36 protein-coding genes and 5 pseudogenes are annotated in these 23,995 nt (G+C 41.7%); 28 read left to right on the forward strand and 13 right to left on the reverse strand.

The window, feature by feature from the left end; genetic code table 11:
* The first annotated feature begins 34 nt into the window (after positions 1-34).
* Positions 35-193, forward strand: coding sequence for a hypothetical protein (locus tag HK413_RS00125; RefSeq protein WP_217451883.1), 159 nt, complete (start codon positions 35-37; stop codon positions 191-193).
* Between the two features lie 69 nt (positions 194-262).
* On the opposite strand, the gene HK413_RS00130 is transcribed toward HK413_RS00125, so the two are convergent.
* Positions 263-1,348, reverse strand: a complete 1,086-nt coding sequence (locus HK413_RS00130; protein ID WP_175268705.1) for a DNA topoisomerase IB — start codon at positions 1,346-1,348, stop codon at positions 263-265.
* A 143-nt stretch (positions 1,349-1,491) separates the two neighbouring features.
* On the opposite strand from HK413_RS00130, the gene HK413_RS18810 reads away from it, so the two are divergent.
* From HK413_RS18810 to HK413_RS18820, 3 genes are read left to right on the forward strand one after another with little or no spacing between them, the layout of a single operon-like run.
* Complete coding sequence (locus HK413_RS18810; RefSeq protein ID WP_262886700.1) at positions 1,492-1,911, forward strand: aldo/keto reductase; 420 nt, start codon at positions 1,492-1,494, stop codon at positions 1,909-1,911.
* Positions 1,912-1,955: 44 nt separating this feature from the next.
* A complete protein-coding gene (locus HK413_RS18815; protein ID WP_317169118.1) occupies positions 1,956-2,198 on the forward strand; it encodes a hypothetical protein in 243 nt (80 codons plus the stop codon).
* Positions 2,199-2,229: 31 nt separating this feature from the next.
* On the forward strand, positions 2,230-2,517 hold the full coding sequence (locus HK413_RS18820) for an aldo/keto reductase (protein WP_317169139.1): 288 nt from the start codon (positions 2,230-2,232) through the stop codon (positions 2,515-2,517).
* Between the two features lie 71 nt (positions 2,518-2,588).
* Here the strand turns inward: HK413_RS18820 and HK413_RS00140 are convergent, their stop codons facing one another.
* Complete coding sequence (locus tag HK413_RS00140) at positions 2,589-3,605, reverse strand: threonine aldolase family protein (RefSeq protein WP_175268706.1); 1,017 nt, start codon at positions 3,603-3,605, stop codon at positions 2,589-2,591.
* A 69-nt stretch (positions 3,606-3,674) separates the two neighbouring features.
* Between HK413_RS00140 and HK413_RS00145 the strand changes: the two genes are divergently transcribed.
* Together HK413_RS00145 and HK413_RS00150 are read left to right on the forward strand one after the other, a co-directional pair.
* Positions 3,675-4,034 carry a hypothetical protein gene (locus HK413_RS00145; RefSeq protein WP_175268707.1) on the forward strand — a complete coding sequence of 120 codons (360 nt, stop codon included), beginning with the start codon at positions 3,675-3,677 and terminating at the stop codon, positions 4,032-4,034.
* A gap of 50 nt (positions 4,035-4,084) precedes the next feature.
* The gene (locus HK413_RS00150) at positions 4,085-4,345 is read left to right on the forward strand and encodes a hypothetical protein (RefSeq protein WP_175268708.1); all 261 of its coding nucleotides are present in this window, start codon (positions 4,085-4,087) and stop codon (positions 4,343-4,345) included.
* Positions 4,346-4,415: 70 nt separating this feature from the next.
* Here the strand turns inward: HK413_RS00150 and HK413_RS00155 are convergent, their stop codons facing one another.
* The 5 genes and pseudogenes from HK413_RS00155 to HK413_RS18825 all read right to left on the reverse strand — a co-directional run bounded on the left by HK413_RS00155 (position 4,416) and on the right by HK413_RS18825 (position 8,198).
* Positions 4,416-4,691, reverse strand: coding sequence for a hypothetical protein (locus HK413_RS00155; RefSeq protein WP_175268709.1), 276 nt, complete (start codon positions 4,689-4,691; stop codon positions 4,416-4,418).
* On the reverse strand, positions 4,628-4,999 hold the full coding sequence (locus tag HK413_RS00160; protein WP_175268710.1) for a hypothetical protein: 372 nt from the start codon (positions 4,997-4,999) through the stop codon (positions 4,628-4,630). The genes HK413_RS00155 and HK413_RS00160 overlap by 64 nt, the downstream gene beginning before the upstream one ends.
* A gap of 20 nt (positions 5,000-5,019) precedes the next feature.
* Positions 5,020-5,637 carry a glycosyltransferase family 87 protein gene (locus HK413_RS00165; protein ID WP_175268711.1) on the reverse strand — a complete coding sequence of 206 codons (618 nt, stop codon included), beginning with the start codon at positions 5,635-5,637 and terminating at the stop codon, positions 5,020-5,022.
* A 59-nt stretch (positions 5,638-5,696) separates the two neighbouring features.
* Positions 5,697-6,914 carry a glycosyltransferase family 87 protein gene (locus tag HK413_RS00170; RefSeq protein WP_175268712.1) on the reverse strand — a complete coding sequence of 406 codons (1,218 nt, stop codon included), beginning with the start codon at positions 6,912-6,914 and terminating at the stop codon, positions 5,697-5,699.
* A gap of 71 nt (positions 6,915-6,985) precedes the next feature.
* Positions 6,986-8,198 (reverse strand): annotated as a pseudogene (locus HK413_RS18825) (NAD(P)/FAD-dependent oxidoreductase).
* Positions 8,199-8,293: 95 nt separating this feature from the next.
* On the opposite strand from HK413_RS18825, the gene HK413_RS15750 reads away from it, so the two are divergent.
* The 8 genes from HK413_RS15750 (at position 8,294) to HK413_RS00210 (ending at position 12,247) form a co-directional block, all read left to right on the forward strand.
* Positions 8,294-8,512 (forward strand): NADH-quinone oxidoreductase subunit A, encoded by a 219-nt coding sequence (locus HK413_RS15750; RefSeq protein WP_317169140.1) that lies wholly within the window; start codon positions 8,294-8,296, stop codon positions 8,510-8,512.
* Between the two features lie 92 nt (positions 8,513-8,604).
* Positions 8,605-8,799: a hypothetical protein gene (locus HK413_RS15755; RefSeq protein ID WP_246229439.1), complete on the forward strand. Its 195-nt coding sequence runs from the start codon at positions 8,605-8,607 to the stop codon at positions 8,797-8,799.
* Entirely contained in the window at positions 8,792-9,274 is a 483-nt protein-coding gene (locus tag HK413_RS00185; RefSeq protein WP_175268713.1) for an NADH-quinone oxidoreductase subunit B, read from the forward strand. Before HK413_RS15755 ends, HK413_RS00185 begins: the two co-directional genes overlap by 8 nt.
* Positions 9,275-9,292: 18 nt before the next feature.
* Positions 9,293-9,565, forward strand: coding sequence for a hypothetical protein (locus HK413_RS00190; protein WP_175268714.1), 273 nt, complete (start codon positions 9,293-9,295; stop codon positions 9,563-9,565).
* 290 nt (positions 9,566-9,855) lie between these two features.
* Positions 9,856-10,995, forward strand: coding sequence for a 5-(carboxyamino)imidazole ribonucleotide synthase (locus tag HK413_RS00195; protein WP_175268715.1), 1,140 nt, complete (start codon positions 9,856-9,858; stop codon positions 10,993-10,995).
* Between the two features lie 48 nt (positions 10,996-11,043).
* Positions 11,044-11,541 (forward strand): 5-(carboxyamino)imidazole ribonucleotide mutase, encoded by a 498-nt coding sequence (purE, locus tag HK413_RS00200; RefSeq protein WP_175268716.1) that lies wholly within the window; start codon positions 11,044-11,046, stop codon positions 11,539-11,541.
* Positions 11,542-11,599: 58 nt separating this feature from the next.
* Positions 11,600-11,764 (forward strand): hypothetical protein, encoded by a 165-nt coding sequence (locus HK413_RS00205; protein ID WP_175268717.1) that lies wholly within the window; start codon positions 11,600-11,602, stop codon positions 11,762-11,764.
* Positions 11,765-11,767: 3 nt separating this feature from the next.
* Entirely contained in the window at positions 11,768-12,247 is a 480-nt protein-coding gene (locus HK413_RS00210) for a hypothetical protein (RefSeq protein WP_175268718.1), read from the forward strand.
* A 13-nt stretch (positions 12,248-12,260) separates the two neighbouring features.
* Here the strand turns inward: HK413_RS00210 and HK413_RS00215 are convergent, their stop codons facing one another.
* Together HK413_RS00215 and HK413_RS00220 are read right to left on the reverse strand one after the other, a co-directional pair.
* Positions 12,261-12,686 (reverse strand): hypothetical protein, encoded by a 426-nt coding sequence (locus HK413_RS00215; RefSeq protein ID WP_175268719.1) that lies wholly within the window; start codon positions 12,684-12,686, stop codon positions 12,261-12,263.
* A 37-nt stretch (positions 12,687-12,723) separates the two neighbouring features.
* A complete protein-coding gene (locus tag HK413_RS00220) occupies positions 12,724-13,233 on the reverse strand; it encodes a YqgE/AlgH family protein (protein WP_246229440.1) in 510 nt (169 codons plus the stop codon).
* A gap of 305 nt (positions 13,234-13,538) precedes the next feature.
* Between HK413_RS00220 and HK413_RS22535 the strand changes: the two are divergent.
* From HK413_RS22535 to HK413_RS00235, 5 genes and pseudogenes are all read left to right on the forward strand, one after another.
* A pseudogene (locus HK413_RS22535) lies at positions 13,539-13,861 on the forward strand (pyridoxal 5'-phosphate synthase).
* A complete protein-coding gene (locus HK413_RS20255; protein WP_317169120.1) occupies positions 13,846-14,043 on the forward strand; it encodes a pyridoxine 5'-phosphate oxidase C-terminal domain-containing protein in 198 nt (65 codons plus the stop codon). Before HK413_RS22535 ends, HK413_RS20255 begins: the two are co-directional and overlap by 16 nt.
* Entirely contained in the window at positions 14,040-14,258 is a 219-nt protein-coding gene (locus HK413_RS20260) for a hypothetical protein (protein ID WP_317169121.1), read from the forward strand. The genes HK413_RS20255 and HK413_RS20260 overlap by 4 nt, the downstream gene beginning before the upstream one ends.
* Positions 14,234-14,451, forward strand: a pseudogene (locus HK413_RS20265) (NADH-quinone oxidoreductase subunit C); the annotation flags it as partial. The gene HK413_RS20260 and the pseudogene HK413_RS20265, both read left to right, overlap by 25 nt.
* A gap of 207 nt (positions 14,452-14,658) precedes the next feature.
* On the forward strand, positions 14,659-15,786 hold the full coding sequence (locus tag HK413_RS00235; protein ID WP_217451890.1) for an NADH-quinone oxidoreductase subunit D: 1,128 nt from the start codon (positions 14,659-14,661) through the stop codon (positions 15,784-15,786).
* A 95-nt stretch (positions 15,787-15,881) separates the two neighbouring features.
* Here HK413_RS00235 and HK413_RS00240 read toward each other — a convergent pair whose 3' ends face one another.
* Together HK413_RS00240 and HK413_RS00245 are read right to left on the reverse strand one after the other, a co-directional pair.
* Positions 15,882-16,973 carry a S1C family serine protease gene (locus tag HK413_RS00240; RefSeq protein WP_175268721.1) on the reverse strand — a complete coding sequence of 364 codons (1,092 nt, stop codon included), beginning with the start codon at positions 16,971-16,973 and terminating at the stop codon, positions 15,882-15,884.
* A 13-nt stretch (positions 16,974-16,986) separates the two neighbouring features.
* Positions 16,987-17,557 (reverse strand): annotated as a pseudogene (locus HK413_RS00245) (RNA polymerase sigma factor).
* A gap of 641 nt (positions 17,558-18,198) precedes the next feature.
* Here HK413_RS00245 and HK413_RS00250 point away from each other — a divergent pair.
* Positions 18,199-18,384, forward strand: a complete 186-nt coding sequence (locus tag HK413_RS00250) for a hypothetical protein (RefSeq protein WP_175268722.1) — start codon at positions 18,199-18,201, stop codon at positions 18,382-18,384.
* 131 nt (positions 18,385-18,515) lie between these two features.
* A complete protein-coding gene (locus HK413_RS00255) occupies positions 18,516-18,752 on the forward strand; it encodes a hypothetical protein (RefSeq protein ID WP_175268723.1) in 237 nt (78 codons plus the stop codon).
* A 13-nt stretch (positions 18,753-18,765) separates the two neighbouring features.
* Here HK413_RS00255 and HK413_RS00260 read toward each other — a convergent pair whose 3' ends face one another.
* Both HK413_RS00260 and HK413_RS00265 read right to left on the reverse strand, forming a co-directional pair.
* The gene (locus HK413_RS00260) at positions 18,766-19,218 is read right to left on the reverse strand and encodes a PA2169 family four-helix-bundle protein (RefSeq protein WP_175268724.1); all 453 of its coding nucleotides are present in this window, start codon (positions 19,216-19,218) and stop codon (positions 18,766-18,768) included.
* 67 nt (positions 19,219-19,285) lie between these two features.
* Positions 19,286-19,456: a phosphatidate cytidylyltransferase gene (locus tag HK413_RS00265; RefSeq protein WP_175268725.1), complete on the reverse strand. Its 171-nt coding sequence runs from the start codon at positions 19,454-19,456 to the stop codon at positions 19,286-19,288.
* 172 nt (positions 19,457-19,628) lie between these two features.
* Between HK413_RS00265 and HK413_RS15760 the strand changes: the two genes are divergently transcribed.
* The 7 genes and pseudogenes from HK413_RS15760 (at position 19,629) to HK413_RS00280 (ending at position 23,971) form a co-directional block, all read left to right on the forward strand.
* Positions 19,629-19,871: an ATP-binding cassette domain-containing protein gene (locus HK413_RS15760; RefSeq protein ID WP_246229441.1), complete on the forward strand. Its 243-nt coding sequence runs from the start codon at positions 19,629-19,631 to the stop codon at positions 19,869-19,871.
* A gap of 20 nt (positions 19,872-19,891) precedes the next feature.
* Positions 19,892-20,176, forward strand: a complete 285-nt coding sequence (locus HK413_RS15765) for a hypothetical protein (RefSeq protein WP_246229442.1) — start codon at positions 19,892-19,894, stop codon at positions 20,174-20,176.
* A complete protein-coding gene (locus HK413_RS15770; RefSeq protein ID WP_246229443.1) occupies positions 20,176-20,568 on the forward strand; it encodes an ATP-binding cassette domain-containing protein in 393 nt (130 codons plus the stop codon). The genes HK413_RS15765 and HK413_RS15770 overlap by 1 nt, the downstream gene beginning before the upstream one ends.
* Positions 20,555-20,698: an ATP-binding cassette domain-containing protein gene (locus HK413_RS15775; protein ID WP_246229444.1), complete on the forward strand. Its 144-nt coding sequence runs from the start codon at positions 20,555-20,557 to the stop codon at positions 20,696-20,698. Before HK413_RS15770 ends, HK413_RS15775 begins: the two co-directional genes overlap by 14 nt.
* 56 nt (positions 20,699-20,754) lie before the next feature.
* A complete protein-coding gene (locus tag HK413_RS15780) occupies positions 20,755-21,126 on the forward strand; it encodes an ATP-binding cassette domain-containing protein (protein ID WP_246229445.1) in 372 nt (123 codons plus the stop codon).
* A gap of 9 nt (positions 21,127-21,135) precedes the next feature.
* Positions 21,136-22,695: a PAS domain S-box protein gene (locus HK413_RS00275; RefSeq protein ID WP_175268726.1), complete on the forward strand. Its 1,560-nt coding sequence runs from the start codon at positions 21,136-21,138 to the stop codon at positions 22,693-22,695.
* 152 nt (positions 22,696-22,847) lie between these two features.
* Positions 22,848-23,971: pseudogene (locus HK413_RS00280) on the forward strand (CofH family radical SAM protein).
* Positions 23,972-23,995 lie beyond the last annotated feature (24 nt).

A 23,995-nucleotide genomic window follows, 5' to 3' on the forward strand; every position in this document is an offset into this window, starting at 1 on the left:
ACCCACTACTACTGAATTTAACAGGGCGTTGATCATGATTGATGGCAAAGAGGCCTCTGAAAAAGAAATGAAGGCATTATCCGTATCTGAAATAGAAAAGATAAATGTAAATAAGGATAAAGAGATGGTAGATAAATACGGCGATAAAGCCAAAAACGGTGTAATATTTATTACCACCAAAAAAGCAAAATAACCAGATCAATTATATACAAGTGAGAGCCATGCCGGAATTCTCGGCATGGCTTTTTTATTGCCCATAAAGCTAACTCGCCTCTGCCAGTTTCTCTTTATCCAATAACTCCAGCAATGCTTTTTCTGCAATATTTAACTCGGCGGCTTTTATATCTTTATCTTCATCCAACTCTTTAATGTAATTAAATAACCTGCCTTCTTCGTAAGTTTTTATTACCGTTGGATGCACATAGTACTTTTTGCAAACCGTACGGGTATTGCCCAGGTTTAACGCAACCTCATCCAACACACTAACTATTTTCTTTTTGCATTCGGCAACAGTTTCAAACTCGCCGGCCTCTTTAAAAGCATACAGCGCGCTAACACTGCCGGCCCAGGTCCTGAAATCTTTGGCGGTAAAGTCCTCGCCGGTTATGTTTTTTAAGTAGGTGTTGATATCCCCTGATCCGATAGAGCACCTGCTGCCATCCTGGTTGTAATATTGAAACAGTTCTTTCCCGGGTATATCGCGGCATTGCTTTACCAGTTTGGCCAGCTTGCGGCTTTGCAGGGCAATTTTATGGAACACACCTTTTTTACCTTTAAACTCAAACTTAAGTGTGGTTCCATCAATCTTAACATGCCGATCCTGAAGGGTGGTTAAACCGAACGAACCATACAATTTTTTATACGACTCGTTCCCTACCCTGATACTGGTTAGCTCCATTAGCCTTACCACCAATGCCACTACTTTATCATGATCCAAATTAGTACGGGCAAGGTCCTTATCAACCTGTTTACGGATATCAGGTAAATGTGCTGCAAAGGTTTGCAGCCGGTGATATTTAGATTGATTGCGGATCTTGTTCCAGTCGGCATGATAACGGTATTGTTTGCGGCCAGCAGCATCCGTGCCGGTAAACTGTAAATGCCCGTTATCATAAGGCGAGATCCAGACATTGGTATATGCCGGCGGTATGACCAGTTTGTTAAACCGATTGATTAACTCTTTATCCTTAACCGTTTTACCCTCGGAATCAAGATAAACCCACCCCTTTCCTGTTTGTTTACGGGTATACCCCGGTGTAGAATCGGCAGTATATCGCAGTCCAACCGCCTTGGCTGTTATTTTGGGGTCGCGGCCAATCTTTTCGAGTTTTTTTATCAGTCTGTTCATGGGTGTAATAACCGTTGTAGATAAAATAAGTTTGCAGCCATATCCTGCATCCCTCTCCAAAGGCTTTTTTACCCTACTCTGACCATTTTATCAAAACACAAACCGCAACTTTATACTTTATCTCACAACAAACCACAACATTTATGAAATACAATTTTTTAGGGAACACCGGCGTGCTGGTATCAGAGATCTGTTTTGGCACCATGACCTTTGGTGGCAGCGAGGAAGGCATTTGGGGCAATATTGGCCGCATACAACAACAAGAGGTTAACCAGATGATGAAAACCGTTGTAGATGCCGGCATTAACTTTATTGATACCGCCAATGTTTATTCGTTTGGTAAATCTGAAGAATTATTGGGACAATCTATCATCGATCTTGGGTTAAACCGTAACAGCCTGGTTATAGCCACCAAAGTACGGGGGCGCATGAGCAAGGATGTTAATGATGTTGGCCTAAGCCGTTTAAATATTTTCCAATCGGTTGATGCCAGTTTGAAGCGTTTGCAGCTGGACCATATAGATTTGCTCTACGTTCACGGGGTTGATCTTTTACACCGATAGAAGAAACTGTACGGGCTTTAAATGATATTGTATTAACCGGCAAGGTGCGTTATATAGCCATTTGCAACTGGCCCGCACGGATGGTGATGAAAGCCCGTGGTATTGCCGAAAAAAACGGCTGGAACAAATTTGTTGGTCTGCAATATTTCTATTCGTTATCGGGACGTGATATTGAACGCGAGATCGTTCCGTTGGCTGCTGATCAGAACCTGGCTATCCTCCCCGGAGCCCGCTGGCAGGTGGCTTCCTGTCGGGAAAATACACACGTGATAACGAAACCCCGGTGATTCGCGCCGTGAAAAATTTGATTTCCCGCCAATTAATAAGGAGAAGGCCTATGATATTATTGATGTGCTGGGCGATATTAGTAAAGCGCACAATGTATCAGTAGCGCAGGTTGCACTGGCGTGGGTGCGTTTGCAAAAAGGTATTACCAGCACTATTATTGGTGCCAAGACTATCGACCAGTTAAATGATAACTTAAAATCTATCGTAATCAATTTATCGGCAGATGAACTTAAAAAGATTGACGAAGTAAGTGCCCTTCCAAAAGAATACCCGGGCTGGATGGTTGAACGGCAGATGGGTGACCGGTTTGTTAAATAGTTCATTGGTTCATTAGTTCATTGGTGAATACGAACCGGATTACCGAGCGGCACCAATGAACTAATGAGCTATTAAACTAATGAACCAATAATACTCACCACATGTTCTATCTGTTCCGGATGCACATCTAAATGCAATACAAAACGGATACGATGCTTATCTGTCGACATCGCCTGGATACCCTGTGATGCTAATTTCTGCAATACGGCCTCGGCAGGCTCAACAGTATCAAATAATACAATATTGGTTTCAGCAGGCAATACGTTGGTTACTGCGGATGACTTGCTCAATGCATCGGCTAATATCTGTGCGTGGGCATGGTCTATCTTTAAGCGCTCCACATGATGATCTAAAGCATATATCCCTGCCGCTGCTAAAAACCCCGCCTGGCGCATGCCACCACCCAATACCTTGCGGATACGGCGAGCGTATTTAATGGTATCCCTATCAGCCAGTAAAACCGAACCAACCGGGGCACCTAAGCCTTTTGATAAACAAACCGAGATCCCGTTAAAGTATTTACCATAATCAGCGGCCTTATCGCCGGTATAAGCAAGAGCGTTAAATATGCGCGCGCCATCCAAATGCAGTTTGAGGCCTTTGGCTTTGCAAAGCTCTGCAATGGGTTTGATCTGATCTAAAGTATAGCAACTGCCGCCACCTTTATTAACTGTATTTTCTAACACCACTAAACTGGTATGCGGATAATGGATATTGTCGGCGTTGATCTCCGGCTCAATCATTTCAGCGGTTAATATCCCCCGGTAACCATTCAACAACCTTGTTGACACGCCGGAATTAAATGCTATGCCCCCACCTTCGTAACGGTAAACATGCGCGGTTTGGTCGGCTATCAATTCATCAAGCGGTTGGGTAAAGCATTTTATGGCGATCTGGTTGGTCATGGTGCCCGACGGGCAATAGATGCCGGCTTCCATACCAAATATATCCGCAGCTTTCTGTTCTAACAGGTTTATGGTTTCGTCCTCGCCAAAAACATCATCCCCTACTTTGGCATTAAACATGGCCTCAAGCATGCCGGCGGTAGGCTTGGTTACGGTATCGCTGCGTAAATCAACAGTGGTCATATTAAATTTGCTAAAAATGCGTTATTTGTATTTTTATATCTTATGCGCACAATTTTAATCAATTTATGTTTGATGTTGTTATTTCTAACAGCAAAATCACAAAGCTGGCAACCCGGCCGTTTTTATGATGTTAAAGGTAACCTAAGCACAGGTTTAATCCGCTTCGGCGCAGGCGGGAAAGGCCCTATCAAAGACGAAGCATTTATAGAATATAAAGAAGACGCCAAATCCGACCCTATAAAACTAAGCGCCAGCGACCTGCGCTCATTTGTAGTAAGCAGAGACAGCTTTATAGTTGCCGCTTCAAGCGGTTGGTCGGCCTACCAGTTGGATTTTGTTCAGGTAGTAGTTGATGGACCACAGCGTTTATTTGTTGTACGAGGTGGCGGCAGTGGCAGCGGAGGAGGTGGCGGCTTTAGGCTGGTATAAGCATTGGCGCCGGCGGTGGTACTGGCGGCGGTGGCGGTTTTGGCGGCGGCGTGGGCGGTGGTATCTCCATCCCTATCTTCGGAAGCGGAGGAGGTGGTGGCGGACGTAGCGGAAAAGCTGCGTACTTTTATGGAGAAAACACAGCATCAATGAAACCCATAACCGATGAGAATTTTATTGACGTAATGAGCGAAGTAATGGGCGATGAGCCTGATGTGGTTGAAAAGATCAAAACCAAAAAGTTTGGCCCGCGCAGTATGGATAAGTTGATAAATTACTTCAGGCAGGTGCAGGCGGGGAATAAAGATTAGTTATTGAAGATTAAAGATTAGTTGAGTAGCAAGGTGTAACTAATCTTTTATAACCAATCTTTAATATATATTAGCTGATTTTCATCAACCAGTCTTTACCCTTAAATTCTTCAAACTGCTGGTCAATCTTTGATTTTTGCCTTACAAAATCTGTAAACAACAATTCGTAAACTATTTTACCCCAGATGATAATTACCGGCCAGGCTTTCATGGAGTAGCGAGCGATATACGGTTCGCGGATAAACTTAGGTACGGCATCTGTTAATCCCAATCCGGTTATTACTAATACCAATACCGGGAAAATAATATTGATGGTACTATACGGTTTATCCGGATCAGCATCCATATAAACACGCCAGTTACGGCTATAATATAGGTAGGGTGCTCGGCCCCGGTGCTAAATATTACGATAAATATTAATGCCGATGCCAGCGTTTGGATACGGTATTTAAATGATTTATACTGGCTAAATCTTAGCAACGGCAGTAGGAACAATATGGCTCCCGCGGCAATAAACGGCGGGTTAGGAATATTGATATTACCTGTGATACGTCTTACTACCCCCATCACACAAATGTCCTGCGGCGAATCAAAATAGGCGTTTAACCCTACCTTGCCATGCAGCGCGCTCAGCCATTGCGGGTATGAATTCAATACAAAATTAGGGCTGCTTATCAACATTGGCAACGCCAAAAAACAACCGACCATATGGCAGACCATAGCACAAACCGCCCCTTGTTTTTGGAGAATAAAAAGAACGTAAGCCCAATGATTGGATACAGTTTAATTAAAGTACCCAACACAATAAACAGGGTTGCCCATTGCTCGCGCCCGCGCTCAACCAATATAAAACTAAGCAATATCATGGCGGTAATAGCCGGGTTAAACTGCATATAAAATATGGAGTTAGCATACTCAATGGCACAAAGCAATAGTAGTTGATTTTTCTGCCGTTGGGTAAACGGCAACAAGTGTACTGCCATTAAGATGGCCATAGCATTAATCAATTCCCACAATAAAAAGCCCCAGAAATGGGGTAACAAGGCCGATGGCGCTATAATGGCCGCGAAAACAGGGCCGTAAAAATATTCGTCGCCATACTCTTGTGGATAAAACCCATATAAAGTTTTTTCTTCGCGGGCATGGTAGTAGGAAGCGCGGAAGATCTTGTAATTGTTGTCAATATTACGATTGTATTTAAGTACGGCTGTAAACATCGCTACAGCAATATACAATACCCAAAGCCATTGATAACCGTTTAAATAAAGTACACGCTTATTGCTATTGCCCATGGCAACAATTATACAATTATTTTAAACATCATAACCGATGTTTATATATAATAGTAGATTTAAGCGGCTTGTTTTTCCGGGGATTGATGGCGTTTAAACCCATCACTCATTAAAATTAATGATGAGGTTTCCGTTACAAAATCTTTAAATAGTAACTCATACATCATTATAAACCAAATTACCAAACAGGGCCAGGCCTTCATTACGTAGTTCATGATGATCTCATTACGGATATGTTTCGGGAACGCGTCTGTAGGGCCAAGGCCGGTAATTACCAGTAATAATACTATAAGCACAATGTTGCGGCGGGTAAAAGGATTTTTTTGAATAAACATCCATAACACCGCGCCTGTAACGGCAATAATATAAGTTGGATGCTCGGATCCTGTACTGAACAAAACAACCATCATTAATACTGCGGCTAAATATTGCAACCTGAAAACAATCGAGCTATATTGCTTAAACCGTAATGCTACAGCTGATAACACTGTTGCGCCAAACAACAAAAAGGGCCAATTGGGTATACTTGCTGTGTTTAAAAGCTTGCGACAAACACCCATAATGGAAATGTCCTGCGTAGTATTTAAATCCACATTATTGGCGTTTTTAAGTTGCAGGGCATGTACCCAGTCGGTATATGATTGTAATACAAACGACTTGCTTGAAATAAGCATTGGCAGCATAAAAAACAGTGCAGCCCACAATAACCCGGATATAACAAACAACTTTTTATTTTTTGAAAAGATAAAGAAAGCAATACCGGCAATGGGGTATATTTTAATAAGTGTGCCTAATGCAATAAAAAACATAGCCCAGCCATCCTTACCCCTGCTAACCATAACAAAGCTAAAGATTATAAATGCCGTAACTATAGTATTAAACTGGATATTATGCACCGTGTTAGCAAACTCTATTGAACAGAGCAGCAGCAGTAGAGTCCTTCTTTTTTCCGAGATCGGCAGTAAATGCACCGCCCAAAGCAATGCCGCAGCGCTAAACAAGCTCCAAAACAAAAAGCCCCAAACATCGGGCATTAGGGCAAACGGGGCCATTAACACGCTAAATGTGGGGCCGTAGTAATTAAGATCGTAATACTCTTTGGGGTACAAATCATACAAGTTTACCTGCGCACGTGTGTGGTGGTACACCTGCTTAAAAATTAAGTAATTATTGTAATGATTTGGGGTGAATTTATAATGCCAGCAGAACGCAGCTACCGCGATCCATAGCAGGCACACCAATCTATAGTTGGTTATTAAATAGGGGTATTTTTTCACTTCGTAACAGAAACGTTACAAATATAAAAACTCCTTTTTTATTTCCAAAACAGATCTTATTCCTGAATAATCTAAATGTTCTGCGCTATCACGAACCCGCTTGCCCACGCCCATTGGAAATTATAACCACCCAACCAGCCGGTAACATCAACACATTCGCCCCCAAAAAATAGTCCGGGTATTTTTTTTGCTTCTAATGATTTTGAAGAGAGCTCATCGGTTGATACACCACCACGCATAACTTCTGCCTTATCATACCCTTTATCACCGGCAGGCTTTACTTTAAAGTTATGGATGAGGTTATCTATCGTTTCCAGATCAGCTTTGCTTAACGATGCCGAGGTTTTTCTCTATCGGCAGGTAACCTTGCAAAGCTTCGGCAAATTTTCGGGTGTAAATGGTGGATAAGAAGTTTAGTAATATTTTTTTGCCGTTTACCTCGCGTTCTTCGTTTATAAGTTCAGTGATATTTTCGTTTGGTAAAAGATCGATATAGATAAACTCGCCCGCTTTCCAATAGGATGATATCTGTAATATCGCCGGTCCGCTAAGTCCCCAATGGGTAAAAAGGATATTCTCTTCAAAACTGGCTCTATCGTTCCAAACCCGGCAAAAATACTATTTCCCGATAGTTGCTCATACCATTGCTGATCCTTCCCTGTAATAGTAAGCGGCACCGGGGCGGGCGCAGTATCTACAATTTTCATCCCGAATTTACGGGCAGTACGCAAGCCAAAGTCCGTAGCGCCCATTTTTGTATAGGCAAGCCGCCGGCTGCTATTACCACTTTAGGCGATTGCAGTTTTACCTCGCGGCCATGCTTTTCATAAATAACTTCAAAACCTTCGGCGGTTTGCTCAATGCTTTTTACATCTGCCTCGCAACGGATTTCCTGTCCAAGGTCATAACATAGGTCAGTAAAAACTTTTACAATATCCCGGGCTTTATCGCTGGCGGGAAACAGCTGGCCTAACGTTTTTCTTTACCTGCAATACCATAGGTTTCAAAAAAGCTGATGGTATCATCAACCGTCCATTGCGCAAAGGCTGATTTGCTAAAATGTTCATTTTGAGATATAAACTGCTTTGCCGAGGCGTACAGGTTAGTATAATTACAGCGCCCGCCCCCGCTGATGAGTATCTTGGTGCCTACCTTGTCGTTCTTCTCTAACACCAGCGTGCGCTTACCTAAAAAGCCCGCCTGCACAGCACACATTAAGCCACATGCGCCACCGCCAATAATTATAGCGTCAAAATCTGTTTGTTTTATTAAATTTGCCGGCATGGTTGAAGTTTCGCAAATATCAGAATTTGGAAAGATACTTATCTTTTTAATTACAGGAATAATCTGGTGGGCCTGATGTTTTTGCAAACCGCTTAATTGCTCCCCATAACCCTGCTCCCGAAAAGCTAACATCATACGAATGCGGTGAAGAGCCAACCGGTAATGCGTGGCTGCCCTTTAACTCGCGCTTTTACGTAATTGCCCTTATATTTTTATTGTTTGATGTAGAGATGGTATTCATTTTCCCCAGGCTACGGTATTTGGCAATCATGAAATTATTGCTGCTGACACACGTTGGGGGTGGTTCTCATTAGCTGAAATGTTTATTTTCCGGGGATATTAATCCACGGGCCTTGTTTACGTTTGGTGCAAAGGCGACCTTGACTGGATCAAACCTAAACAGGTTTTGCCGCAAATTGATACTAATATCCCTACCTCATTATATGAGCAATTAAATGTAAAACAAAGCGTTTTCAAGAAAAAAGAACTTGTGTTAGAGCCCGCGTTAACAACTACCGCTGCAACTGTTGCTACAACAGAACCTGCTCCTATCCGCAAGCCAATGTTTAAGCCAACATTTAAAAAACCAGCCGATGAGTAATAATATTAATGGCGAAGGCGGCGGCGTAATTGTCACCAAATTAAACGATCTGCTAAACTGGTCGCGGTTATCGTCGCTATGGCCAATGGGGTTTGGTATAGCCTGCTGCGCTATTGAAATGATGGGTTCATACGCTTCAAGTTATGATCTGGACAGACTTGGTGTTTTCCCGCGTCCATCGGCACGCCAGGCTGATGTTATTATCATTGCCGGCACGGTAACTTTTAAAATGGCCGAGCGGATTAAACGTCTTTATGAACAAATGCCAGAGCCGCGTTATGTTATCTCTATGGGATCGTGCTCAAACTGCGGTGGTCCTTACTGGCAGCATGGTTACCACGTAGTAAAGGGTGTAGACCATATTATACCTGTTGATGTGTATGTGCAAGGCTGCCCGCCCCGTCCCGAGGCGTTAATAGGCGGCATTATAGAGCTGCAAAAGAAGATAGAAGGCGAACAGTTGATAATTGGCTAATCAAACTACATGTTGATTATGCCAACTAAAACACTAACCAAGAGCCCTTTAAAAACCATCCTATGGTTAGGATTAGTAACCGGAACGCTTGATGCCGCACGGGCTATCCTGTTTAATTTAAACTTAGGCCCCGGAGTAATTTTCAGGTTTATTGCCAGCGGTATGTTTGGCAAGGCCGCTTTTGCCGGCGGACCAGAAATGGTTATTGCCGGTGTAGTATTTCATTATTTGATAGCCTATTTATTTACAACCTCATTTTATATTTGGTACCCGGCTTTCTGGCGGGATTAAACAATAAATATGTAGTTGCGGTTATTTATGGCGCTTTTGCATGGATGGTTATGAATCTGGCGGTAATCCCGTTAAGCAAAATAGGCACGTTCCCGGCTCATCCGCTTCCAATTATTAAAGGCGTATCAGCATTAATAATTTGCATAGGGTTGCCTGTGATGTTGGTGGCTGATAGAAATACGAAATACATTAACTCATAGCGATTGGTTTGAAACCCATCGCTATGAGTATGCACAATCCCAAAATTCTCCATCCATTTTTGAAAGATTAACGGTAAACTTGCACTATCAATGAAAGCATTTTACGGAGATCTGAAACTGGGTATTTTAGGCGGCGGACAACTGGGCCGCATGCTGATACAACAAGCTATTAATTATAACGTAACTGTTAAAATTCTGGACCCCGACCGCGAGGCTCCTTGTCGTAAACTATGTGATGAATTTGTAGTAGGCTCGCTGGGCGATTATGAAACCGTTTATAAATTCGGCAAAAAGGTCGACCTGCTTACTATCGAGATCGAGAAGGTCAATGTAGACGCGCTTGAGCAATTGGAGCGTGAAGGCGTATTAGTTTATCCTCAACCCAGAATAATTCGCCTGATACAAGATAAAGGCTTGCAGAAGCAGTTCTTTAAGGAGAATGATATACCAACAGCCGATTTTAAAATGATCACGTCAGTGGATGACTTAAAACAAGTTGATTTCCCATACCCATATATCCAAAAGTTAAGGCGCGACGGTTATGATGGCAAAGGCGTTTATAGAGTAGCAGATGAAAATTCATTAGCAAATGCATTTACAGAACCAAGCATAGCCGAACGATTAATTGACTTTGAAAAGGAAATAGCGGTAGTAGTGGCTCGTAATGAAAGCGGCGAGGTAAGCACCTTCCCAGTAGTTGAGATGGAATTTAACCCTGAAGTTAATTTAGTGGAGTTCCTGATATCGCCGTCTACCCTATCCGCAGAAATACAACAAGAGGCCGAACGCATCGCTAAAAAAATTGCAGAGGATTTGAAAATAGTTGGCTTACTGGCTGTAGAGATGTTTTTAACTAAGGACGGTAAGATATTAGTGAACGAACTTGCCCCGCGCCCGCATAACAGTGGCCATCAAAGTATTGAGGGTAATGTGGTATCGCAGTTCGAGCAGCATTTACGCGCAATATTTGATCAGCCATTAGGCGACACTACCTGTTTAAGTAATGCCGTAATGATAAACATATTGGGCGAACCCGGTTTTGAGGGGCCCGCTGTTTACCGGGGAATAGAAAAAATATTAAAATGCCCCGGCGTATATGTACATTTATATGGCAAAGCGCTAACAAAGCCGTTTAGAAAAATGGGGCATGTTACGATTGTAGATAATGACCGGGCTAAAGCGATTGAGACAGCGAGGTTTGTACAAAAAACGCTGAAAGTAGTAAGTTAACGCACTTGTCATTCTTCGCTATGCTCAGAATGACAACATAAATATAATATGAGCCAACCAAAAATAGGAATTATTATGGGCAGCAAATCGGATCTCCCGGTTATGCAGGATGCTGCTGATGTTTTAACAGAATTAGGCGTTGCCTATGAAATTACAGTCGTGTCGGCACACCGTACGCCTGATCGTATGTTCACCTACGCCCGTGAAGCTGCCGGCCGTGGTATCAAAGTAATCATTGCCGGTGCAGGCGGCGCGGCGCATTTGCCTGGTATGGTTGCATCATTAACACATTTGCCGGTTATTGGTGTGCCTGTAAAATCAAGCAATTCTATTGATGGCTGGGATTCTATCCTGTCTATCTTACAAATGCCAAATGGTATCCCGGTAGCAACCGTAGCATTAAACGCCGCTAAAAATGCCGGTATCCTGGCAGCGCAAATTATATCAACTGCAGATGAAGCAGTAGTTAAAAACCTGATCGCTTATAAAGAAAATTTGAAGAAAAAGGTTGAGGAATCAGCAGAGGAAATGAAGGCTGGGAAATAATCCTTGTTGCATATCCAGCTCGTTTTGTTTAAATTTGATAAGTACGTAGTCTAGCCATATGGAAAACCAAAAAAAACAATTTGATAAGGCTGAACTGGACCTTTTAAAAGAGGGTTTAAAACGCAGTTATAAAGAACGTTTTGAAATGGCCACACGTTTATACAAAATACAGCAGACGATGGCTAAAGCAAATATTTCACATAAACCATTTATCCAGAAATAATTCGTGGATGTATTTGACGAAGAAATATTAATTTTTTGGCAGGCACTTCAAACTCATAAAGTCGAATATATTATGGTTGGCGGCTACGCAACCAATTTACATGGATATCAGCGATTCACCGGTGATATGGATATCTGGCTAAAAGACACCTTAGAAAATAGAAAGCTGTTACGAGAGAGTTTTATCAGTTGCAATATGGGCGATTACCCAATGATCGAATATATGCAATTCGTCCCGGGGTTTACCGAGTTTCATCTAAACAATGGCCTACGACTGGATATATTAACCAGTATGAAAGGTCTTGAAGAATACACTTTTGATGAATGCCTGAAACTCGCATCAATAGCAGATATAGAAAATGTAAAGATTCCTTTTCTCCATATAAATCAACTAATTGCAAACAAGAAAACTGTTAATCGCCCTAAGGATCAGGCGGATGTACTGGCGTTAGAGCAAATAAAACAGTTACGCGATAACCCTTAAACTTTATAAGTAATTAATCAAACACCACTGTCGACGAACCTGAAATCTTTTCAACGTGGCAGTTGCAGCCACCTGATATTTTAAAGGTTACCGTTTTGGTTACGTTGGTTGTTGGGTGTGTGCCTGATATGATCACCTCGTCACCCTCTGTCGAAAAATCTTTTCTCGAATTATCATCGGTAACTATATAATACCCGGGTTGCGCAGGGCCGCTCACAGGGCTTACCGGCACAACACTTTGCTTGGTGCGTTGATTTATGGCGGTAAAATTCTTTATAGTTATTGGGTTACCATTGATGTCGGCAAAACCAACACCTATAGCGGCAAAAACATTAGTACATACTTGTGTACCACAACCCGCCTGTTCCTTAGTTTTATGGCAGCTAAAAAAGCTGGCGGCAATCACCGATAAAACAACTAACTTCTTAATACCTCTCATAAATAACTAATCTCTAATCACCAATTAACTAATCTCTTTAATTTAATTGTGGGTTTTCGGGAAAATTAGCAATGTGCGCATACCTGCTGCCCGGGCTTATTACCACTTCCTTCCACATATTTTCTTCTGAAACGTTAAAAATAGTAGTAGCGCTACACTTCTCTGCAATTATCCAGCTATTTTCTTTAAGCTCTTCATCCAATTGGCTTGGTGTCCAGCCAGAGTAACCCATAAAAAATTTTATTTCAGTTTCCTTAAGTTGGTAACTTGATACCAGTTCTTTTATTGTTTCAAAATCGCCGCCCCAAAATATACCATCGCAAATTTCAATACCACCTTCAATTTTATCGGGGACGCAATGTATAAAGTGCAGGGTGTTGGCCGCAACCGGCCCGCCAATATACACCGGTATTTCAGAGTAGGATGTATCGGGCAACACATCGCCAAGCAAGTAATCGCTTTGATGGTTCAGGATAAAGCCCATGGCACCGCTCTCAGCATATTCTGTCAACATTATAACTGATCTTTTAAAGTTTGGATCCAGCATAAATGGCTCCGAAATTAACAAGCGCCCCGCCGCGGCCGTGATAGTATTTAACATAGACTTATTTTTATATTACTACTAAATTAACAAGTTAACGTAAAATATGTTCGGCTTGTATATAATATAACTATTTACGGTTTAATTAATTTGTAAGTTTGCAGTAAATGAATAAAGAAGATTTACAAAATTTAAGACGGGATTACAGCGCTGCAACTTTAAGCGAAACCAGCATAAATGTAAACCCGATAAAACAGTTTGATATATGGTTTAATGAAGCTGTAACAGCCGAAATACCAGAGCCAAACGCCATGACACTGGCCACCGCCACACCCGATGGCCGCCCGTCTGCACGTATTGTTTTGCTTAAGGGTTTTGATATGAATGGTTTTGCTTTTTATACCAATTACCTAAGCCGTAAAGGCAAAGAGCTGACTAAAAACCCAAATGCCGCGATTGTATTTTTTGGGGAGAATTGGAAAGGCAGGTGCGTATTGAAGGTACTATAGAAAAATTAAGCAAAGAGCAGTCTGAAAAATATTTCTACTCGCGCCCACGGTTAAGCCAGATTGGTGCATTGGCATCGCCACAAAGCCAGAAATCCCTGACCGCGCACAATTGGAAGCTAAAATGAGCCAGCTGGAAGCTGAATATGGCGATGACAAAGAAATACCCAAACCATCATTTTGGGGTGGTTATATTTTAAAGCCACGCTTTATAGAGTTTTGGCAGGGACGCCCAAGCCGCCTGCACGACCGGATAGCCTACAAAAAGATTGATAACAAAAACTGGAAAAAAGTACGCCTTGCCCCATGAGTTTTGAGGAGATTAAACTTTTACTTATACAGAAGTTTGGTGCCGAAATAATTATTGGCGAGGAACTTACCGGTTTGCAGCCTGCGCTGCTTATAGCGCCCGACCGCATTGCCGACGTTTGCACGGAACTTCGGAATAATTCGAAAACATATTTTGATTTCTGGCGTGCCTTAGCGGGGTTGACTATGGTATTGAAGCGGGCACGTTTGGGGTAGTTTACCATCTAACATCTATCCCCTATCAATTACAACTCACTTTAAAAATCAGTAAAGAACACAATCGCGATAGCGATGAGTTACCTACATTTAAAAGCCTGACATCGGTATATAAAACGGCCGACTGGCATGAGCGTGAAGCTTATGACCTTGTGGGTGTATTTTTGAGGGACACCCTGACCTTCGTCGTATTTTGTTGCCTGATGATTGGGAAGGTTTCCCGTTAAGAAAAGATTATAAAGCCGCCCAATATTATAAAGGAATTGAGATTGGCTATCCACCGCCGCCGGCAGATCCGAATATAAAAGTAGAATACCCTACTTTTAAGCCATTAGCGCCAAAATATACCCGGGCGTTAGATAACTACTACCAAAAAATAGCTGCAGCCAGCATTGAAGACATGGTGCTTAACATGGGGCCGCAGCACCCCTCTACCCACGGCGTTTTGCGGCTGGAGCTGATAACTGATGGCGAGATAGTTAAAGAGGTTATCCCGCATGTGGGCTACCTGCACCGCTGTTTTGAAAAGCACGCCGAGTCGCTTACCTATCAGCAAACTATTCCGTTTACCGACAGGTTGGATTACCTCGCATCTATGAATAACAGCCATGCGTGGGTAATGGGTGTTGAGCGTATGCTGGGGATTGATAAAGACATCCCAAAGCGTGTTGAATATATCCGTGTGCTGGTTTGCGAGATGAACCGCATCGCATCGCATCTGATAGCTATTGGTACTTATGGTATTGATATTGGGGCCTTCACCCCTTTCCTTTGGTTATTTAAAGACCGGGAGCATATTATGGGGATGCTGGAATGGGCATCAGGCTCGCGCATGCTGTATAATTATATTTGGGTGGGTGGTTTGTTTTACGATTTGCCGGTAGGATTTGAAGAACGCGCCCGCGAGTTTATTACCTACTTCCGCCCTAAAATGGTTGAGCTTAACCAGCTATTAACCGACAACCAGATCTTTATTAGCCGCACTGCCAATGTGGGTGTATTACCGCGCGATGTGGCTATTAGCTACGGCTGCTCGGGGCCTATGTTGCGTGGCTCAGGGTTAAAGTGGGATCTGCGCCGTATTGACGGCTATTCTGTTTATCCTGAATTAGACTTTGAGATCCCGATAGGTACCGGACAAATGGGTACTGTTGGTGATTGCTGGGACCGTTATAAAGTGCGCATTGATGAAATTGAACAATCTTTACGCATTATGGAACAATGCATTGACCGCCTGCAAAACGACTTAAAACGCACCGCTGACTTTGATCCGCGTGCCGGGCTGCCCCGCAAACTTACTCCAAAACCACAAGACTATTACGCAAGATGCGAAGGCGCCAAAGGCGAACTTGGCTTTTATTTTATACATAACGACCCACGCTCTGAAGTTCCGTTCAGGGCGAAGGTACGGGCACCAAGTTTTAATAATCTATCGGTACTGTCCGAAATTTCAAAAGGAATTATGATTGCTGATTTGATAGCAAATGTTGGCTCTGTTGATATTGTTTTGGGCGAGTTGGATAGATAACACTACTCTTGCGGTAATAACAAATGTATAGAACAAGAAAGGCGCTATAAAAGCGCCTTTTCCCGTCCATAGGTAAATGGTGTATTTATTGCAGGTTAATAAACCTTCACCATAAATACAAAGTTCTTAGCCTTTGCGGCTTTTTGCGCCTCGGTTAAACCTGTAAGGGTATTTTTCTTACTTAAAACAATCTTGTTATCTAACGAATCAGCAGGGATGTTTTTAATGGCATCCAATAAATATTTTGCTTTAATAGCGAAATGCTCGCCCTCAACCGCCGCCTGTTTTGAATCGGTAATACCAATTACATTGCCTTTACTATCCCATAACGGGCCACCGCTGTTACCCGGGTTAATAGGCATGGTAACTTTATAATGTAAGGTATCACCGTTTTGGCCAAATAATGATGATAAATACCCCGGGTTATAAGCAGGGAAACCATCCGGGTAACCGTAAGTTGAGATTTGCTCTGCCAAACTACTTTCAGTCCTTTTAAAAGTGTACGGGATTGTACCTAACTTTTCGAAAGTACTATCTGTTATTTTTAAGATAGCGATATCATGTAACGGCTCTGTATATAATACTTCTGCTTTATAAGTGTCACCATCAGCATTTTGTACCGATACCGCGGAAGCATCACGCACAACATGATAGTTGGTAGCAATTAAACCGTCGGATGTAATGGCAAAGCCGGTAGCGGTGGCACTGTATTTTTCAATAGTTGCACCTTTACCTGATTTAATATCATTGATAGATTTTATAGCGCTATTTGTAGATTTATGAAGTTGGTTAACCTCATTCTTTAGCTGCTCAATATTACTATTGTTATTATTAAACTTGCCGGTTACCAGCATAAAAGTAAAAACACCGAATATAGCTACTGATGCAGCTACCGATATTTTTGAATGATGGTTGCGCCACATTTGCACTATCCACACGGGGTGAACCATCAGGCTTTCTTTTAGTGTATGCACGTCAATCTCATCATGGATAGCATTTAAACGGTTCTCCAGCTCAACACGCTCACCGTATTGCTTCAACAGGTTGGTAAAAAATTTGTGTTCAACAACTTTACTATCCAACTCGGCATCTTCTTTACGCAGCAATTCAAATTTCTTACGCTCATCGGCTTTCATTTCGCCGTTAAGGTAACGTTCAATTGTTTCTAAAAGTTGATTCTCGCTCATATCTTACTCCTTCTTATTTCTGCTGAAAAAACAATTTTTTCAGCCTTTGCAGGCATTTATATTTTTGTGTTTTAGCGTTATCTGCATTAGTGTAGCCAAAACGTTCGCAGATATCCTGCATTGATTTATTGTTGATATAAAAGTCTTCCATTATAGTTTTGCAGGGCTCTCCTAATAATTTAAGCGCTCCTTCCATTTTGGTAAACTGTATGTTACGGTCGTTGTGTTGTTCCTCGTCTTCTTCCTCTATCGGCAAAAACTCCGGAAATCCCTGATATCCCCCCGTAGCGGTTAAGCTGACTTAGCCTTTTTAACCAAAGTCTGCGGCAGATAGAATAAATGTAAGTTTTAAGCTTGCTGCTTAATTCAAAATCACCCGCCTTAACCTTATTATAAAGAACTATTATAGCTTCCTGATAAATATCCTTTGCATCGTCCTCGTTGCCGTTGTTGTTGATGATTAGCTGTAATACCATCGGGAAGTAAGCTGTATACAACCGTTTTAAAGCACTTTCCGAATTATTTAGTATCCCAAGAATAACCTCGCTGTCTGTCGGCGCTGAATCTTTTAAATGTTTATTCACAAGTATATATACATTACTTAATACTATTTATACCAAATGGTAACCCAATGCAGGGAATAAAAAATCTAAATTAAAATAAAAATCGCGGTTAGCGCCTAAAAAATCTGCCGGATGCGCATTAAAGCCATTAACCTTTTAGTTTGCAAACAGTTAAATACTGTTAATTATCGGCTTGTTTTTTTCCAATTCAATTCTAATCTCGTTCTAATGTTGTGGTAAAAACTATTAGCTAACATTGAAAAATTGCAGTCTGTTTAGATTGCTGTTAGTTAATACACACTTTAAAACCAAAAACAAGATGAAAAATTCATTCAAAATTGCAGCTATCGCTTTAGTTATGGCTTCTTTCGTTGCTTGCAAAGGCAAATCTACTACTACTACAGATTCTGTAAAAACTGATTCAGTTAAAACAGACACTACTGTAAAAGTTGACACCGCGAAAAAAGACACTACTAAAAAGATACTACTAAGAAAATGTAGTCTTTGTTGAAATTTTAAAGTCGATTATTTAGTTTTTTAAGGTAGCCATTGTATATACAGTGGCTACCTTTTTTGTTAATAAGTATGGAGACAATGCAGATGGGGTTACCTTTTTAAATTAAATGTATTAAACTGTACAAAACCATTTAAACATTTACATCATGAAAAACTTATTGAAGATTGCCGCCATAGCTTTGGCTATTACATCATTTGCTGCTTGTGAAGGAAACACTACTGTTAAACAGACAGACAGCGTTAAAAAAGACACTACAATTGTTGGTGACTCGACGCATAAAGACACTACAACGGTAACAACAACCGTTAAAAAAGACTCAGTTAAAAATTAAATTTCGCACTATTTATAGCTGATTATTAGTTTTTAGCAAAAGGTAGCACATTATTTTACAAATAGTGGGTTACCTTTTGTTGTTTATTGTATTAATATCAAAACTATATAGTCACTTTAAAAAATTTTAACATGAAAAATTCATTCAAAATCGCAGCATTAGCATTAGTTGTTTCTGCTTTCGTTGCTTGCAAAGGTTCAAGCACTGCTACTACAGATTCAGTAAAAACTGATTCAGTAAAAACTGACACTACTGTTGTTGATACTGCTAAAGTTGATACTGCTAAAGTTGACACTGCTAAAAAAATGTATTTTTTTAGACTCAAACAAAAAAGCCTCTCGGTTTACCGCGGAGGCTTTTTTGTTTAATAGCTTTTCTTGATTAATTCGTTATCGAATCGCGCAGGGCCTTGATCTCATCGTGCGATTGATCAAGGATCATTTTTTGATCATTTAATATATCCCTTATATAAGCCGGTAAATGCTCTTCTTCTAAAGCTGATTGATAAGCTTTTTTAATAGCATCCTCGCCAAACTCGCAATCCTCTAAAATACTATGGCTGCTATGGCCCGTAAAATTAGCTTTAAGCTCTAACCAGGTGCGGTGTATAGTGCCGCTTACGCTAGTTCCTGCATCAGCGTCGGCACCTAAAACCTGTACTTCTTCTGTTAACGTTGCTCTTAATTGTTGGCTCTCTAATATCTTATTATTAAAAACAGATACCAACTCGGCGTCTTCAGTTTCTTTAACGGCGTTTTCAAAGCCTTTAATACGGTCGTTGTTAATTTGAATCAGATCATTCAAAGTTTCGATTGTTGCTTGATTGTTTTCCATTTTTATAGGTGTTTGTATGTCCTGTGGTTATAACCAAAAGCGGGCCAAAAATTAACTTTAAACTAATTTATTTTCCACCACCGGTAAACATCGAAAACAACCAGATAAGGATACCAACCACAACAACTATAGCTAATATGCCTACAAAAACACCGGCTTTAAAAATACCGGTAACAACAGAGCAGCCGCTTAAGGCAATCATAGCCAAAAGGATCAAAGAAATGTTTAATTTTTTCATGGTTTAAATTATTTCTGTTAGCTATGCAATAACTAAGCCTATCGTTTAAACATAGAAATTGGCTTTGCATTATCCGGCTATCACCCCGATAATGTATAGCAATAGCTACACCCTATCCATTATTTAGAAATTAGCCCGGTTATTGCCCGGTATATCTTTATTTTTGCTACCTATGGCATCTCCTGTTTTTACTGCGACACAAATTAACGTACGATCTGTAAATGGTTTATTATTTAATAATTTAACCTTCGTTGTAAATAAAGGCGAAAACTGGGCGCTGGTTGGCGAAAGCGGGTCGGGCAAAAGCGCCCTGCTACAAACCATTGCCGGAAATTTTAACATAACAGGCGGCGAGGTGCGTTACCACTTTTTGATGATTATCTTAAACAGCATCCCGGTAACCCAGATCATTTAACCCACCATAAACTGGTAGCCATGGTTGAGGCCAAACATCATTTTAAGAACCTAAGCAACACCGGCGACTTTTATTATCAGCAGCGGTATAACTCGATGGATAGCGATGATGCCTTAACCGTAGCCGAATACCTTCATACCATAAAATCTGCCCCTCAACCTAACTTATATTGGCACTTCGATAAGATCATTACCACACTAAAGCTGGACAGATTAAGTCATAAACAACTTATCAAACTATCAAACGGCGAAACCAAACGATTAAGGATAGCCGCAGCTTTGTTAAAAACCCGGTTTTATTGCTGATGGATAGCCCGTTAACCGGGCTTGATGTGCAAACCCGGCAGGAGTTTAACACGATAATTGAGGGGATAACCGAATCCGGAATTTCTGTAGTCATGGCTACATCGCCTTATGAAATTCCCGATGCTATAACCAACATAGCCGTATTAAAAAATGGCGCCATCATAAATACATTTAGCAAAGCCGATTTTAAACCAGAAATGGTTGCATCACCCGATGACGATGTTATTGATAAAGGTGAATTACGATCGTTATTAAACACCCACGAGGCTATGACCTATCACCAGATCGTCAGCATGAACAAATTGAATGTTAAATATAGCGATAATGTGATTTTAAATAATGTAAACTGGCAGGTAAACCCCAGGCGATCGCTGGGCCTTGCTGGGCCATAACGGCGCGGGCAAATCAACATTGCTAAGTTTAATAAACGGCGATAACCCACAGGCCTATGCAAACGATATTATTTTATTCGATAAAAAGCGTGGCACCGGTGAAAGCATCTGGGATATTAAAAGAAGATAGGCTTTGTATCGCCCGAGCTGCACCAGTACTTCCCTACCGATAACAGTTGCTTGCAGGTGATCGAGTCGGGTTATTACGATACTTTAGGTTTATTCAGACCAAGCAATAAGGAAAAAGCAGCAACCGCCCTGCGCTGGATGAAGGCCACGGAGATAGATAAATATGCCCGTGTACTATTAAAAAATATCCCCGCCAGTGCGCAACGCCTATGCCTGCTGGCACGTGCCTTAATAAAAAACCCGCCTCTGTTGATATTTGACGAACCCTGTCAGGGCATGGACACCCACCAACAGCAGCACTTTAAAAATCTGGTAGATACCATTTGCAGCCTGAGTAAAGTAACGTTAATATATGTTACCCATTACCAGCATGAGATACCTGAAAGCGTTGATAAAATACTGAAGCTGGAGAAGGGAAGAGTGGTATAAATTTAAAAGGTGATCAATAAGAAAAACCATTTACAACAAAATGGAATATTAATTGTTTATTTGATAATGAACCAGAATACGCCTAATGGGTCACCCCTTTTACCCGACAATGTAAGTTTAGCCGAACAAAAACAAGCCATACTTGCGTCCATTATAGCTACTTCTGATGATGCGATAATCAGCAAAACACTTGATGGCATTATTAATAGCTGGAACCCGGCCGCCGAACGTATGTTTGGGCATACTGAAGCTGAAGCGGTGGGGAAGCACATCTCATTGATTATACCGCATGATAGACTGGGCGAAGAAGATATTATTATTGGCAACATCTCGCGGGGGAGAAAAGTAGATCATTTCGAGACGGTGCGAATGACTAAAAATGGTGACATGATACCTATATCGGTTACCATTTCGCCAATTACCGACAATTCGGGCAGAGTAATCGGGGCGTCAAAAATAGCACGGGATATTTCTATCTATAAAAGGGTTAATGAAAAACAAGGTATGCTGGCTGCTATCGTTGATGGCTCGGACGATACCATTGTGAGTAAAACGCTTGATGGTATAATTACCAGTTGGAATAAAGCTGCCGAAAGAATGTTTGGCTATACTGAACAGGAAATTATTGGTAAGCATATTTCTCTCATCATTCCGCCTGAACGGATCCGGGAAGAAGCTTTCATAATTGGGGAAATATTTAACGGAAGAAGAGTTGATCATTTTCAAACTATCCGCCAGGCTAAGGATGGCCGGCAAATTCCTCTCTCGATCACGGTATCTCCTATTGTTGATGGAAATGGCAATATCATCGGGGCATCAAAAATAGCACGCGATATTAGCGAGCACCTAAGTGCGCAGGAAGAAAAGGCCCGGTTATTTGAACAGGTTAAGGCCCTTAATGATAAAAAAGACGAATTTATTGGGCTGGCAAGCCATGAACTTAAAACCCCTTTAACCAGCATAAATGGCTACCTGCAGCTATTAAGCAGCCTGATAACCGATGAAAAAGGTAAACGGTTTGTAGATAAAACCAGGCAGCAGGTTAAAAAGCTTAATGCACTGGTATCCGACTTGCTGGATGTATCAAGTATTGAAGCCGGGAAACTGCGGTTTACCGAAGAGCGATTTGATATCGTCCAGGTTATTGAAAACGTAATTGAACTATTTGCACATAGCAATAATAATTACCACATCAAGCTTGAAACCGATATAACAGAACTATATATAAACGGCGACGCGCACCGGATTGAACAAGTGCTAAACAACCTGCTAACCAATGCTATCCGTTACGCACCGGGTTCTAATCAGATAATTATAACGCTTGGTCGCGAAAAAAATGATGTTAAAATAGGTGTTCGTGATTTTGGTGTGGGTATTGCTCCGGAAAAATTAAAACAAATATTCTCAAGGTTTTATCGGGTTGATGAAACTAATCCAAATGTTTCTGGCACGGGTATAGGTCTTTATCTTTCTAAAGAGGTAATAACCCGCCACAACGGTAAAATCTGGGCAGAAAGTGAACCCGGCGTGGGTAGTACCTTTTGGCTCACGCTGCCGCTGGAAAAATAACTCACATAAACTTTATACCATATAGACATGCTTCAATACTATGCATTCATTGCAGCCGCGGGAATCGTTTGAGTTTGTGAAGGATTGATTTTTTTACACGTTGCCGATCAATGTGCTAATCAACCCAATTACAATATCCTTATATTTGCTGCATGAATACTGCCGATCTGTTACAGCGTGCTTCGCGGTTTGAATTTTTAAGTATCGAAGAAGGTGTTTACCTGCATCATAATGCATCAACCGCCGACCTGATGTACGTGGCTAATGAGCTGCGTAAAAAGCAAGTGCCACATGGTAAAGTAACCCGGCAGATAGACCGTAATGTTAATACCACCAACGTTTGTATAGCCAACTGTAAGTTTTGTAACTTCTTCCGCCGCCCCGGTCATGAAGATAGTTATATTACCGACATTGAAACCTACAAACAAAAGATAGAAGAAACCTTCCGCACGGGCGGCGACCAGCTTTTACTGCAAGGCGGCCACCATCCTGATCTGGGGTTGAGTTTTTATACCGATCTGTTCAGTAAATTAAAAGAGCTGTATCCCACACTTAAATTACACTCATTAGGCCCGCCCGAGATTGCCCACGTTGCCAAGCTGGAGAATATGAGCCATATCGATGTATTAAGGGCGATGAAAGAATCGGGCCTTGATTCATTACCGGGCGCGGGTGCCGAAATCCTGAACGACCGCGTTCGCCGCCTGATATCAAAAGGTAAGTGCGGCGGTAAAGAGTGGCTGGATGTAATGCGCGCCGCTCACCAGTTAAACCTGCCAAGCTCGGCCACCATGATGTTTGGCCATGTGGAAACCATAGAAGAGCGTTTTGAGCACCTGGTTTGGATCCGCGAAGTACAGTCTGAAAAACCGGAAGGGCATTATGGGTTTATAGCCTTTATCCCCTGGCCGTTCGAGGATGACGGCACGTTGTTACGCAAGGTGCGCGGCATAACTAATAATGTAACCGGCGACGAATATATCCGTATGATAGCTTTAAGCCGCATCATGCTGCCAAATATTAAAAACATTCAGGCCTCATGGCTTACAGTAGGCAAGCAGGTTGCCCAGATATGTTTAAATGCCGGCGCCAATGATTTTGGCTCGATAATGATAGAAGAAAATGTAGTATCTGCCGCAGGCGCGCCGCATAGGTTTACCGCCAAAGGTATCCAGATTCTATAATAGCCGCTGGTTTTGAACCGCAGCTACGTAACCAAAAATACGAGTGGCGCGATGTTCCGGCACAGTTAGAAGAGCAAGTGATCAACTACTAAAAAAAAACGCCCTAACTATCGTTA

The organism is Mucilaginibacter humi, from assembly GCF_013087555.1.